Raw genomic sequence first — 12785 nt, 5'->3', positions numbered from 1 at the left:
ATCTATAGAGAGCAGGTCGAGATTTTTTGTGTGCTGGCCGCTGCATGAGCAGGGCGGGCAACGTTTCAAAGAGAATTCGGAGCGAGTTATGGCAGGTCATTCCAAGTGGGCGAACATCAAGCACCGCAAAGAACGTCAGGATGCCAAGAGAGGCAAGATTTTTACCAAGTGGATCCGCGAACTGACCGTTGCGGCCCGTCAGGGCGGCGGTGATCCCGGCTCCAACCCGCGTCTGCGTCTGGCGCTGGACAAGGCGCTGAGCGCCAACATGAGCCGCGACATCATTGACCGTGCCGTCGCGCGCGGCGCCGGTGCCACCGAAGCGGACAACGTTGAAGAGCTGACTTACGAAGGTTATGGCCCCGGCGGCGTGGCGGTGATGGTCGAGTGCATGACCGACAACCGCAACCGTACTGCGGCAGCCGTTCGTCATGCGTTCAGCAAGTGCGGTGGCAACCTCGGTACCGACGGTTCGGTTGCGTATCTGTTCGAACGCAAAGGCCATATCAGCTTCGCGCCGGGCGTCGATGAAGACGCACTGACCGAAGCGGCGCTGGAAGCCGATGCCGATGACGTGGTCAGCCACGAAGACGGCTCGATCGATGTGTTCACCTCGTTCACCAGTTTCTATGCCGTGCGTAACGCGCTGGAAGCCGCTGGATTCAAGGGCGATGACGCGGAAATCGTCATGCAGCCGACCACTAGCGCCGAACTGGATCTGGAAGGCGCGGAAAAGGTGCTCAAGCTGATTGACATGCTTGAGGATCTGGATGATGTGCAGAACGTCTACTCCAACGCGGACATTCCGGAAGACGTGGCCGCTCAGCTCGGTTGATGCAAATAGAAAGGTCGCAGTTTTTGCTGGCTCTACACTTCACCTGTAGGAGCTGCCGAAGGCTGCGATCTTTCTGTTTTTGAAAGATCAAAAGATCGCAGCCTTCGGCAGCTCCTACATGTACCCTCAGCTTTCGCATCAATTTCTGCAGGCGTTATGACTTTAATTCTTGGTATCGACCCCGGTTCGCGCATTACCGGTTACGGCATTGTTCGAGATACCGGGCGTGGTGGCTGTATCTATGTGGCCTCGGGCTGTATCCGCACCGGCGCTGGCGAACTGCACGAGCGCCTGCAAATCGTCTATCGCGGCGTGCGCGAAATCATCCAGACGTACGGCCCGGTCACCATGGGTATCGAAAAAGTCTTCATGGCGAAAAACGCCGATTCGGCGCTGAAACTCGGTCAGGCTCGCGGCGCTGCAATCGTGGCTGGCGCTGAAGAGAGCCTGGAGATCGCCGAGTACACGGCCACTCAGGTCAAGCAGGCTGTAGTCGGCACTGGCGCCGCCAATAAAGAACAGGTGCAGATGATGGTCATGCACATGCTCAAGCTCACCAGCAAACCGCAAATCGACGCCTCGGACGCTCTGGCCATTGCCATTTGCCATGCGCACACCCGTTCCAGTCTGCTGCCGCACGGCCTGGGAACGGCACGCAGTCGTGGCGGGCGCCTGCGTCTCTGATAGCATCAGCATCAATTTTCCTGAAAGCGGATTTCTTGCGCCTGGGTCGTCGGCCCGAAATCCGCCTTTCGACAGTCGCCAGCCCACGGCTGGCCAACGCTCAAGGATCTGAAACGTGATTGGACGCTTGCGCGGCACCCTGGCTGAGAAACAGCCGCCGCACCTGATTCTGGATGTAAACGGCCTCGGGTATGAGCTGGAAGTGCCCATGACTACCCTTTATCGCCTGCCGTCGGTCGGTGAACCGCTGACCCTGCACACGCATTTGGTCGTACGCGAAGACGCGCAACTGCTCTATGGTTTTTCCGGTAAGCGTGAGCGAGACTTTTTTCGCGAGTTGATCCGTCTCAATGGTGTCGGGCCGAAATTAGCCCTGGCGTTGATGTCGAGTCTGGAAGTCGACGAGCTGGTTCGCTGTGTGCAGTCGCAGGACACCTCGGCGCTGACCAAGGTGCCGGGCGTCGGCAAGAAAACCGCAGAACGTCTCCTGGTCGAACTGAAAGACCGCTTCAAGGCCTGGGAAACGTCGCCGGCCATGTTCGCGCTGGTACCGAATCAACCGGACGGCCCGGCGCCGGTCAATACCGCCGAAAACGATGCGGTCAGCGCGCTGATTTCCCTGGGGTACAAGCCGCAGGAAGCGAGCAAGGCGATTACCGCCATCAAGGACAAGAATTTGAGCAGCGAAGACCTGATCCGCCGTGCCCTGAAGGGAATGATTTAAGTGATTGAAGCTGATCGTCTGATCACCGCCGCGCACAGCCCGCGCGAGCGCGAAGAAGTCCAGGACCGCGCGATTCGTCCGGTCAGTCTGGCCGACTATATTGGCCAGCCGACCGTGCGCGAGCAGATGGAGCTGTTCATCCAGGCCGCCCGTGGCCGTAGCGAATCCCTCGATCACACGCTGATCTTCGGCCCGCCGGGTCTGGGCAAGACCACGCTGGCCAATATCATCGCCCAGGAAATGGGCGTGTCGATCAAGAGCACTTCCGGTCCGGTACTGGAGCGTCCGGGCGATCTGGCGGCGTTGCTGACCAATCTTGAGCCGCACGACGTACTGTTTATCGACGAAATCCATCGTCTGTCGCCGATCGTTGAAGAAGTGCTGTACCCGGCGATGGAAGATTTCCAGCTCGACATCATGATTGGCGAAGGGCCTGCAGCGCGTTCGATCAAACTCGATCTGCCGCCGTTTACCCTGGTTGGCGCAACCACTCGCGCCGGCATGCTGACCAACCCGTTGCGTGACCGCTTCGGTATCGTCCAGCGTCTGGAGTTCTACAGCACGGCTGATCTGGCGACGATTGTCAGCCGTTCCGCAGCCATCCTCGGTCTGCCGCTGGATCCGGAAGGCTCGTTCGAAATCGCGCGTCGGGCCCGTGGTACGCCGCGAATTGCCAACCGTTTGCTGCGCCGGGTGCGCGATTTCGCCGAAGTCCGTGCTAAAGGTCATATCACCAAAGCGGTGGCAGACCTGGCGTTGAACCTGCTGGATGTCGACGAACATGGTTTCGATCATCAGGATCGGCGTCTGCTGCTGACCATGATCGAGAAGTTCGATGGTGGCCCGGTCGGCATCGACAGTCTCGCCGCTGCGATCAGCGAAGAGCGCCACACGATTGAAGATGTGCTGGAGCCGTATCTGATCCAGCAGGGTTACATCATGCGCACGCCACGGGGCAGGGTGGTGACGCGGCATGCGTACCTGCACTTTGGTTTAAACATTCCGTCACGAATGGGTGAAATGCCCGTGGCAGACGAGTTTCTCGATGCCGTGGACGATTGATACACATTTTTTGTCGATTTATTCAGGGTTTGTACGGTCATAGGACGGTACTTTTGCGGTAAAGCCGTGAAACCATGAAAAACAGTTGCCTGGCCGGATTGGCAACCTGAGGAGTAAGCACTAGAGTATGCGCGCGCAAAACGGGCTTGAGTCGTTCGCACATCGTTGTCGCGTTTATTACGAGGACACCGATGCGGGCGGCATCGTGTATTACGTTAATTACCTCAAGTTTATGGAACGGGCTCGAACCGAGCGGCTTCGCGAGCTGGGCTTTGCCCAATCGCAGCTGGCAGGGGAGGACCTGTTGTTTGTCGTGCACTCCAGCGAAGCGCGCTACCACGCGCCGGCGCGACTGGATGACGAACTGCTGGTAAGCGCTGATGTAATCGAATTGAACCGGGTCAGCCTGCGCTTCAAACAGCAGGTCAGGCGGGCAACGGATAATGTGCTGCTCTGTGAGGGGCAGTTTTTGGTGGCCTGTGTGCGCACTAACAGTTTGAAACCCCGGGCCCTTCCCGAAGACTTGCGTGCGGCCTTTGCCGACGCGGTCGGCCCGGGTACACACTCAAAGCAGGAGATAAAGCGTGGAAGCTAACGTCGTCGACCATTCCTCCATGTGGAGCCTGGTCAGCAATGCCAGCATCGTGGTGCAGTTGGTAATGTTGACCCTGGTGGCCGCATCGGTGACCTCATGGATCATGATCTTTCAGCGCAGCAATCTGCTGCGCGCCGGTCGACGTGCCCTGGAGAGCTTCGAAGAGCGCTTCTGGTCGGGTATCGACCTGTCCAAGCTGTACCGTCAGGCGGGCAGCAACCCTGACCCTGATTCGGGTGTGGAGCAGATCTTCCGCGCCGGTTTCAAGGAATTCTCCCGTCTGCGTCAGCAGCCAGGTGTCGATCCTGAAGCAGTGATGGAAGGCGTGGCCCGTGCCATGCGCGTCGCCATCTCCCGTGAAGAAGAGAAACTGGAGCAGAGCCTGCCGTTCCTCGCCACCGTCGGTTCGGTCAGCCCGTACATCGGTCTGTTCGGTACCGTGTGGGGCATCATGAACTCCTTCCGCGGTCTGGCCAGCGCCCAGCAAGCAACCCTGGCCACTGTGGCCCCGGGTATCGCCGAAGCTCTGATCGCTACTGCGATCGGTCTGTTCGCGGCGATCCCTGCGGTTATCGCTTACAACCGTTTCGCCGCTCGCAGCGAAACCTTGTTGGGCCGCTACTACACCTTCGCCGATGAATTCCAGGCGATCCTGCACCGCAAAGTGCACACTAGCGAAGAATAAGCAGGTAATTTCCAATGGCTTTAATCGCTCGAGCTCGCAAAAAGCGCAAGCCGGTTGCCGAGATGAACGTGGTGCCTTACATCGACGTGATGTTGGTACTGCTGGTCATCTTCATGGTGACCGCGCCGATGCTCAATCAGGGCGTGAAAGTTGATCTGCCCAAGGTTTCCAGCGAAGCCTTGCCGCAGGACAACAACACTCAGGTCCTGACCATTTCGATCAAGGCTGACAAGACCTACTACTGGAACCTTGGCAGCGAAGTCGATACCGAGAAGCAACAGGACAGGGCCATGACCCTGCCGCAAATGACCGACGCGGTGACCAAGATCATTCGTGCCGGCACTGAAGGCGGCAAGCGTACCCAAGTCTTCATCCGCGGTGACAAGACCGTCGATTATGGTTCCGTCATGGGCGCCATGGGCGGGTTGCAGAAAGCCGGGGTCGGTAATGTTGGTTTGATTACCGAGGCCCCCTGATGCAGCAACAGCGAGAGCCGTCCGCCTCGGAAAGCTACTTCTGGCCTAGTGTTCTGGCGATTGTCCTGCACGTGCTGGTGTTCGGCATGCTGTTCGTCAGTTTTGCCTTTACACCGGAACTGCCGCCGGCCAAACCGATCGTCCAGGCGACCCTGTACCAACTGAAATCGAAAAGTCAGGCAACCACCCAGACCAATCAGAAGATTGCGGGTGAGGCGAAGAAATCCGCCGCGCGCCAGACCGAAGTCGAGCAGATGGAGCAGAAGAAGGTCGAGCAGGAAGAGATCAAGGCCGCTGCGGAACAAAAGAAAGAAGAAGCGGCTCAAAAAGCCGAGGAAGCCAAGAAGGCCGACGAGTCGAAGAAAGCAGACGAGGCGAAAAAGGCTGACGAAGCCAAAAAAGCCGACGAAGCCAAGAAGACCGCCGAAGCCAAGAAGGCTGAAGAGAAACAATTGGCTGATATAGCCAAGAAGAAATCTGAAGAAGAAGCGAAAAAGGCTGCTGAAGAAGAGGCCAAGAAAGCCGCTGCTGAAGAAGCCAAGAAGAAGATTGTCGAAGACGCGAAGAAGAAAGCCGCCGAAGACGCCAAGAAGAAAGCTGAAGCTGAAGAGGCGAAGAAGAAAATCGCCGACGAAGCGAAGAAGAAAGCTGCTGCCGATGCTGCGAAGAAGAAAGCGCAGGATGCGGCACGTAAATCGACCGAAGACAAAAAGGCTCAGGCCTTGGCCGATTTGCTTTCCGACACGCCGCAGCGCCAGCAGGCCTTGGCCGATGAGCAGGGCGACGAAGTCGCGGGCAGTTTCGATGACCTGATTCGTGCGCGAGCTGCGGAAGGCTGGGCTCGTCCACCTTCGGCACGCAAAGGCATGACGGTGGTGTTGCAGATCGGCATGTTGCCGGACGGTACGGTGACTTCGGTCAGCGTGGCCAAGTCCAGTGGCGATGGTCCGTTCGATGCTTCGGCAGTGGCAGCGGTCAAAAATATTGGACGTTTGACAGAAATGCAGGGAATGAAGCCGAGCGATTTCGCTCCGTATCGTTCATTCAAGATGACATTCACACCTGAGGATCTAGCCTTGTGAGAAACCTTCTTCGAGGAATGCTGGTCGTGATCTGCTGCATGGCAGGGATCGCGATGGCGGATGAAAAGAACATTCTGGTCACCAGCGGCAGCGATCGGGCAACCCCGATCGCCGTTGTACCGTTCGGTATGCAAGGCGGTGCCGTGCTGCCTGATGATATGGCTGAAATCATTGGTAACGATTTGCGCAACTCGGGCTACTACTCGCCGATTCCAAAGCAAAACATGATCAGCCAGCCAAGCCAGCCGAGCGAAATCATCTTCCGTGACTGGAAGGCGGTAGGTGCTCAATACATGATGGTCGGCAGCATTGCTCCAGCCGGCGGTCGCCTGCAGGTGCAGTGGGCACTGTTCAACGTGGCCACCGAACAGAAAGTGGCTGACGGCAGTGTTTCCGGCACCACCGAGCAACTGCGCGACATGGCGCACTTCATCTCTGATCAGTCGTTCCAGAAGCTGACCGGTATTGAAGGTGCGTTTTCGACTCGCCTGCTGTACGTGACGGCTGAGCGCTTCTCCGAGAAGAACACCCGTTACACCCTGCAACGTTCTGACTATGACGGTGCCCGTGCCGTGACTCTGCTGCAATCGCGCGAGCCGATCCTGTCGCCGCGCTTCGCACCGGATGGCAAACGCATCGCCTACGTGTCGTTCGAGCAGAAGCGTCCGCGCATCTTCATGCAGAACATCGACACCGGTCGCCGTGAGCAGATCACCAACTTCGAAGGTCTGAACGGCGCGCCAGCCTGGTCGCCGAACGGTGATCGCCTGGCGTTCGTGCTGTCGAAGGACGGTAACCCGGATATCTACGTGATGAATCTGGCTTCGCGCCAGATCAGTCGCGTAACGAATGGCCAGGGCATCAATACCGAACCGTTCTGGGGCAAGGATGGCTCGACTATCTACTTCACCTCCGACCGTGGCGGCAAGCCGCAGATCTATAAAACCAGCGTCGGTGGCGGTGGTGCCGAGCGTGTTACGTTCATTGGCAACTACAACGCCAACCCGAAACTGTCGGCAGATGAAAAGACTTTGGTGATGATTCATCGTCAGGATGGCTTCACCAATTTCAAGGTGGCAGCTCAGGATCTGCAGCGAGGTAGTGTAAAGATCCTCACTGATAGCACTCTGGACGAGTCACCTACTGTTGCGCCCAACGGCACCATGGTAATCTACGCCACCCGCCAACAGGGCCGGGGAGTCTTGATGCTCGTGTCCATTAATGGACGCGTTAGGCTCCCGCTTCCTACCGCTCAAGGCGAAGTCAGAGAACCGTCCTGGTCCCCTTACCTGAAGTGAGCGGGCGCTACACGTTTTACTTAACACACTGGGGTTCATTAGGAGTTTCACGATGGAAATGCTGAAGTTTGGTAAATTTGCTGCGCTGGCTCTGGCCATGGCTGTAGCTGTAGGTTGCTCGTCCAAAGGCGGCGACAACGCCGGTGAAGGCGCTGTTGATCCAAACGCTGGTTACGGCGCAAACACTGGTGCCGTTGACGGTTCCCTGAGCGAAGAAGCTGCTCTGCGCGCAATCACCACCTTCTACTTCGAATACGACAGCTCGGACCTGAAGCCAGAAGCCATGCGCGCTCTGGACGTTCACGCCAAAGACCTGAAAGCAAACGGCGCTCGCGTTGTTCTGGAAGGCAACACCGACGAACGTGGTACTCGTGAGTACAACATGGCACTGGGCGAGCGTCGTGCGAAAGCCGTTCAACGCTACCTGGTACTGCAAGGTGTTTCCCCAGCTCAGCTGGAACTGGTTTCCTACGGCGAAGAGCGTCCAGTTGCTACCGGCAACGACGAGCAGTCCTGGGCTCAAAACCGTCGCGTCGAACTGCGTAAGTAATTCGATATGCGAACGTGCCGTCGTGCTGTAACTGTTCTGGCTCTCAGCCTCGCGCCGCTTGCGGCGTGGGCTGCGGTTCCTGTGGTCGATGACAACTCCGGTTATAACAATAGCGGGAGCAGTTATCCGCCTGCAGGTTACGGTACGAACGGCGCCTATGCCGGGGGAGCGGCTTCGGCCCCTACCTCGGCACAAGGCATGCTGTTCAACCAATTGCAACAGATGCAGGATCAGATATCGCGCCAGCAAGGTGTGATTGAAGAACTGCAGAATCAGGTTGCGCGCATGAAGCAGGAATCCCTGGAGCGATACCAGGATCTTGATCGGCGCATAGGATCCGGTGCTGCACCTGCCGCGACTCCTGAGAATTCTTCTGCCGGTGGCGATGCAAGTGCTGCTGCCGGTGCTGCCGCTGGCGCCGGGGCTGCTGCCCAGGCACCTGCTGCAAGCAGTGAACCGGGTGATCCGGCCAAGGAAAAGCTGTATTACGATGCCGCTTTCGACCTGATCAAAGCCAAGGATTTCGACAAGGCCAGCCAGGCTTTTGCCGCTTTCCTGCGCAAATACCCGAACAGCCAATACGCGGGCAACGCCCAGTACTGGTTGGGTGAAGTGAATCTGGCCAAAGGCGATCTGCAAGGTGCAGGTCAGGCTTTCGCCAAGGTTTCGCAGCTCTATCCCAAGCACGCCAAAGTGCCGGATTCGCTGTACAAGCTGGCTGATGTAGAGCGTCGCCTCGGTCATACCGACAAGGTCAAAGGCATTCTGCAGCAGGTGGTCGCCCAATATCCGGGTACCTCGGCTGCGCAGTTGGCCCAGCGCGATCTGCAACGCATGTAAGCAGGCTTGACCCGTTTGGAAGAAACCCGCGCTTGTCGCGGGTTTTTTCGTTAGAATTCACGCCCTTTTTCTGAAACACGCTTCTTGCGGTCTACGCGTTGGCGGGATTGCCTGAAGTGCCTGACGGAGGCGGACAGCCTGTTTAGCTGTTACGCCCGTGGCGACTATGCAAGACACATTGAGAATCACCGAAGTTTTCTACTCTTTGCAGGGGGAAACGCGGACTGCCGGGCTGCCCACTGTTTTTGTGCGCCTGACCGGTTGCCCTTTGCGTTGCCAATACTGCGACAGCGCCTATGCCTTCAGTGGCGGTACCGTGCGCACCCTCGACGACATCCTTGAGCAGGTGGCCGGATTTCGCCCGCGCTACGTTTGCGTCACCGGCGGTGAGCCGCTGGCACAGCCGAACGCCATTCCTTTGCTCAAACAGTTGTGTGATGCCGGTTATGAGGTTTCGCTGGAAACCAGCGGCGCCCTCGACGTCTCGGCGGTCGATCCGCGCGTCAGTCGCGTTGTCGACCTGAAGACGCCGGATTCGAAAGAAGCCCATCGCAACCGTTACGAGAACATCGAACTGCTGACGCCCAACGATCAGGTGAAGTTTGTCATCTGCTCGCGGGACGACTATGACTGGGCCGTCTCCAAACTGATTCAGTACGGTCTCGATCGGCGTGCCGGTGAAGTGCTGTTTTCCCCAAGCCACCATGACCTCAATGCTAGGGATCTGGCGGACTGGGTGGTGGCGGACAACCTGCCGGTGCGGTTGCAATTGCAGTTGCATAAATATCTATGGAATGACGAGCCGGGGCGCTGATATGACCGAACAACTGAACACCACTGAAAAACGTGCGGTCATCCTGCTGTCCGGTGGCCTGGATTCGGCGACTGTTGTAGCCATGGCTCGCGCGCAAGGCTACAGCTGCTACACCATGAGCTTCGATTACGGCCAGCGTTCCCATGCCGAATTGCACGCCGCCGCACGCGTCGCCCGCGACTTGGGTGTGGTCGAGCACAAGGTGATTGGCCTGAACCTCAATGGCATGGGCGGCTCAGCCCTGACCGACAGCAGCATCGACATCCCCGAAGAGCTGGGTGAAGGCATTCCAGTGACGTACGTGCCGGCGCGTAACACGGTGTTCCTGTCGCTGGCATTGGGTTGGGCGGAAGTACTCGGTGCCCGCGAGATCTTCATTGGTGTCAACGCGGTGGACTATTCCGGTTACCCGGATTGCCGTCCCGAGTTCATTGAGTCGTTCGAGCGCATGGCCAATCTGGCGACCAAGGCCGGTGTTGAAGGCAATGGCTTCCGCATCCAGGCGCCGTTGCAGAACCTGAGCAAGGCACAGATTGTCGAGGCGGGCGTTAAGCTCGGCGTTGACTATGGCCTCACCGTGTCCTGCTATCAGGCCGACGATGACGGCCGCGCGTGCGGTAAATGCGACAGCTGCCGCCTGCGCGCAGAGGGCTTTGCAGCGGCTGGTGTGAGTGACCCAACACCTTATTTTTGATTATTTTCAAAAAGGTGTTGAATAGTCCTTAAAAATCAGTATTATACGCGCCACCACACAGCGGGTCGTTAGCTCAGTTGGTAGAGCAGTTGGCTTTTAACCAATTGGTCGTAGGTTCGAATCCCACACGACCCACCATATTTGGCGGTTTAGAAAATCCGGAAGGCCCACGAAAGTGAGGATTTCCGGGTTTTTTTTTGCCTGCAATTTCGCTCCGCGTTATTTCAATACCCGCAGCGCTGACGCAGGTCAGAATCATCTTTTGTATCAACGGGATATTCTGTAGCCTTGCGCAGCTTCAATGCTGTCCGTGCCTGATAATACTCACTCTCCCGGCGGTACCCTCAAGCGGTCCGGAGCCGGGTGTATACTCGACTTTCGCGCGAACGCGCCTGCAGGTCTTGCGAACATGACGCAGATTTCCGAACGCCTTCTGGTTCAAGCCCATCTCGATGCCAAACAGCCCAAACCGCTGACGGCCGAGGAAGAGGCTTATTACCGTTCTGCCATCGCCGCCGAGCTCAAGGCTCAGGACGCGGTGCTGGTGGCCCACTTTTATTGCGACCCGGTGATTCAGGCTTTGGCCGAAGAAACCGGTGGCTGTGTCTCTGACTCCCTGGAAATGGCTCGCTTCGGTAACGCTCACCCGGCGAAGACCGTGGTGGTCGCCGGCGTGAAGTTCATGGGCGAGACCGCGAAGATTCTCAACCCGGAAAAACGCGTGCTGATGCCAACCCTGGAGGCGACTTGCTCGCTGGATCTGGGTTGCCCGGTCGACGAGTTCTCGGCGTTCTGTGATCAGCACCCGGAGCGCACGGTGGTGGTCTATGCCAACACTTCTGCGGCGGTCAAAGCCCGGGCTGACTGGGTAGTGACGTCGAGTTGCGCGCTGGAAATCGTCGAAAGTCTGATGGACAACGGCGAGACCATCATCTGGGGGCCGGACAAGCACCTCGGCACCTATATTCAGCGCAAGACCGGCGCCGACATGCTGCTGTGGGACGGTGCCTGCATCGTTCACGAGGAGTTCAAGTCCAAGCAGCTCGAAGACATGAAAGCGTTGTACCCGGATGCTGCGATCCTCGTGCACCCGGAATCGCCAACGTCGGTGATCGAGTTGGCGGACGCCGTCGGTTCTACGAGTCAGTTGATCGCTGCCGCGCAGAGCCTGCCGAACAAGACGCTGATCGTCGCGACCGACCGTGGCATCTTCTACAAGATGCAGCAGTTGTGCCCGGACAAGGTCTTTATCGAGGCGCCAACTGCCGGTAACGGCGCAGCCTGCCGCAGTTGCGCGCATTGCCCGTGGATGGCCATGAACACCCTTGAGCGCACGCTCAAGAGCTTGAAGGAAGGCACGAATGAGATCTTTGTTGATCCGGCGTTGATTCCGCAGGCGATTCGGCCGTTGAAGCGCATGCTCGACTTTACCCAGGCAGCGCGGATGAAGCTGGCCGGTAACGCCTGAAAGCAAAAGATCGCAGCCTCCGGCAGCTCCTAAATAGTTCGGTGTAGGAGCTGCCGCAGGCTACGATCTTTTTTTATGGGCGCTTACTTTTGTTTCTTCGGGACTCGCACCACGCGAGTATCGGAATAGATGTCATGCCACGTGCGCTTCTGCTTGTCATACAGCGACCAGAAGAACCCCAGCCCCACGCACAACCACGACGCAATCGACACCATGAAGCGCAGCAGCGCCTGCCACAGGCTGATTGCCGTGCCGTTGGCGTTCTGCACGCGGATCCCCCACACCTGCATGCCCAATGTCTGCCCGCCATGGGTCCAGAACTTGGCGAAAAATCCAAACAGCACCAGCAGCAGCACTGTCGAATACAGAGGATCGCCATCGAGCTTGCCGGCGTCGGTCATGATCCGCAGTCGCTCTTCGCCGATGATTGCCGCCTGGATCATCTTGTAGATGCCACCGGTCACGATCAACAGGGCAGTGCACAACAGGAAGTCATAGAACATCGCTGCCAGACGACGACCAAGGCCAACGGGAGGAAAGTTCCCTTGGGGCGTGAGCAGGTTTTTCGACATGGCAGCCTCTGGACGCAAAATGAAGCGCCATTTTACGGATTCGCGCGCACAAAAAAGCCCCTGATATCAATAACAGGGGCTTTTTCGTAACAGAAAATCAGGCTTCTGCTTGTACTTCGTCAGCCTGCATGCCTTTCTGGCCCTGCACAGCAACGAAGGTCACTTTCTGGCCTTCTTTCAGGCTTTTGAAGCCGTTGCCCTGAATGGCGCGGAAATGCACGAACAGATCCGGACCGCTTTCTGGAGTGATAAAACCAAAACCTTTCTCGTCGTTAAACCACTTGACGGTACCGCTCTGACGTGTGGACATTTCTTATTTCCTTTGACGCAAAAATTAATGACAGTCTCCTTCACATGAAAGAGTACTGGGGCTGGTTGCAGGAGAGTAAGAAGACGTCGAACGGGA

Annotated in this window: 16 protein-coding genes and 1 tRNA gene; 15 read left to right on the top strand and 2 right to left on the bottom strand. The window is 57.6% G+C overall.

The window, feature by feature from the left end; translation table 11 throughout:
• Positions 1 to 88 precede the first annotated feature (88 nt).
• The 15 genes from PspR84_RS22435 to nadA all read left to right on the top strand — a co-directional run bounded on the left by PspR84_RS22435 (position 89) and on the right by nadA (position 11807).
• Entirely contained in the window at positions 89 to 835 is a 747-nt protein-coding gene (locus PspR84_RS22435) for a YebC/PmpR family DNA-binding transcriptional regulator (RefSeq protein WP_160059174.1), read from the top strand.
• A gap of 156 nt (positions 836 to 991) precedes the next feature.
• On the top strand, positions 992 to 1519 hold the full coding sequence (gene ruvC, locus PspR84_RS22430) for a crossover junction endodeoxyribonuclease RuvC (RefSeq protein ID WP_007951206.1): 528 nt from the start codon (positions 992 to 994) through the stop codon (positions 1517 to 1519).
• Positions 1520 to 1634: 115 nt separating this feature from the next.
• On the top strand, positions 1635 to 2243 hold the full coding sequence (ruvA, locus tag PspR84_RS22425; RefSeq protein WP_129395230.1) for a Holliday junction branch migration protein RuvA: 609 nt from the start codon (positions 1635 to 1637) through the stop codon (positions 2241 to 2243).
• A complete protein-coding gene (gene ruvB, locus PspR84_RS22420; RefSeq protein WP_007912736.1) occupies positions 2244 to 3305 on the top strand; it encodes a Holliday junction branch migration DNA helicase RuvB in 1062 nt (353 codons plus the stop codon).
• Positions 3306 to 3432: 127 nt separating this feature from the next.
• The gene (gene ybgC / locus PspR84_RS22415) at positions 3433 to 3900 is read left to right on the top strand and encodes a tol-pal system-associated acyl-CoA thioesterase (protein ID WP_095048214.1); all 468 of its coding nucleotides are present in this window, start codon (positions 3433 to 3435) and stop codon (positions 3898 to 3900) included.
• A complete protein-coding gene (tolQ, locus tag PspR84_RS22410) occupies positions 3890 to 4585 on the top strand; it encodes a protein TolQ (protein ID WP_008080223.1) in 696 nt (231 codons plus the stop codon). Before ybgC ends, tolQ begins: the two co-directional genes overlap by 11 nt.
• Before the next feature lie 23 nt (positions 4586 to 4608).
• Entirely contained in the window at positions 4609 to 5061 is a 453-nt protein-coding gene (tolR, locus tag PspR84_RS22405; RefSeq protein WP_161806672.1) for a protein TolR, read from the top strand.
• Positions 5061 to 6143, top strand: a complete 1083-nt coding sequence (gene tolA / locus PspR84_RS22400; RefSeq protein WP_016983827.1) for a cell envelope integrity protein TolA — start codon at positions 5061 to 5063, stop codon at positions 6141 to 6143. The genes tolR and tolA overlap by 1 nt, the downstream gene beginning before the upstream one ends.
• Positions 6144 to 6160: 17 nt before the next feature.
• A complete protein-coding gene (tolB, locus tag PspR84_RS22395; RefSeq protein WP_174244523.1) occupies positions 6161 to 7441 on the top strand; it encodes a Tol-Pal system beta propeller repeat protein TolB in 1281 nt (426 codons plus the stop codon).
• 52 nt (positions 7442 to 7493) lie between these two features.
• Positions 7494 to 7991 (top strand): peptidoglycan-associated lipoprotein Pal, encoded by a 498-nt coding sequence (gene pal / locus PspR84_RS22390; RefSeq protein ID WP_003178634.1) that lies wholly within the window; start codon positions 7494 to 7496, stop codon positions 7989 to 7991.
• 6 nt (positions 7992 to 7997) lie between these two features.
• Positions 7998 to 8831 (top strand): tol-pal system protein YbgF, encoded by an 834-nt coding sequence (gene ybgF / locus PspR84_RS22385; RefSeq protein ID WP_077574278.1) that lies wholly within the window; start codon positions 7998 to 8000, stop codon positions 8829 to 8831.
• A 166-nt stretch (positions 8832 to 8997) separates the two neighbouring features.
• Positions 8998 to 9645: a 7-carboxy-7-deazaguanine synthase QueE gene (queE, locus tag PspR84_RS22380; protein WP_007912722.1), complete on the top strand. Its 648-nt coding sequence runs from the start codon at positions 8998 to 9000 to the stop codon at positions 9643 to 9645.
• Position 9646: 1 nt separating this feature from the next.
• On the top strand, positions 9647 to 10339 hold the full coding sequence (queC, locus tag PspR84_RS22375) for a 7-cyano-7-deazaguanine synthase QueC (RefSeq protein WP_160059173.1): 693 nt from the start codon (positions 9647 to 9649) through the stop codon (positions 10337 to 10339).
• A 62-nt stretch (positions 10340 to 10401) separates the two neighbouring features.
• A tRNA-Lys gene (locus PspR84_RS22370) sits at positions 10402 to 10477 on the top strand.
• A gap of 271 nt (positions 10478 to 10748) precedes the next feature.
• Complete coding sequence (gene nadA, locus PspR84_RS22365; RefSeq protein ID WP_016773509.1) at positions 10749 to 11807, top strand: quinolinate synthase NadA; 1059 nt, start codon at positions 10749 to 10751, stop codon at positions 11805 to 11807.
• An 83-nt stretch (positions 11808 to 11890) separates the two neighbouring features.
• Here nadA and PspR84_RS22360 read toward each other — a convergent pair whose 3' ends face one another.
• Complete coding sequence (locus PspR84_RS22360; RefSeq protein WP_160059172.1) at positions 11891 to 12379, bottom strand: RDD family protein; 489 nt, start codon at positions 12377 to 12379, stop codon at positions 11891 to 11893.
• 97 nt (positions 12380 to 12476) lie between these two features.
• A complete protein-coding gene (locus tag PspR84_RS22355) occupies positions 12477 to 12689 on the bottom strand; it encodes a cold-shock protein (RefSeq protein WP_003227496.1) in 213 nt (70 codons plus the stop codon).
• Between the last annotated feature and the right edge of the window lie 96 nt (positions 12690 to 12785).

It is taken from the genome of Pseudomonas sp. R84, from assembly GCF_009834515.1.
Taxonomy (GTDB): Bacteria; Pseudomonadota; Gammaproteobacteria; order Pseudomonadales; family Pseudomonadaceae; genus Aquipseudomonas.
This window is presented reverse-complemented; position numbering and strand designations above follow the sequence as displayed.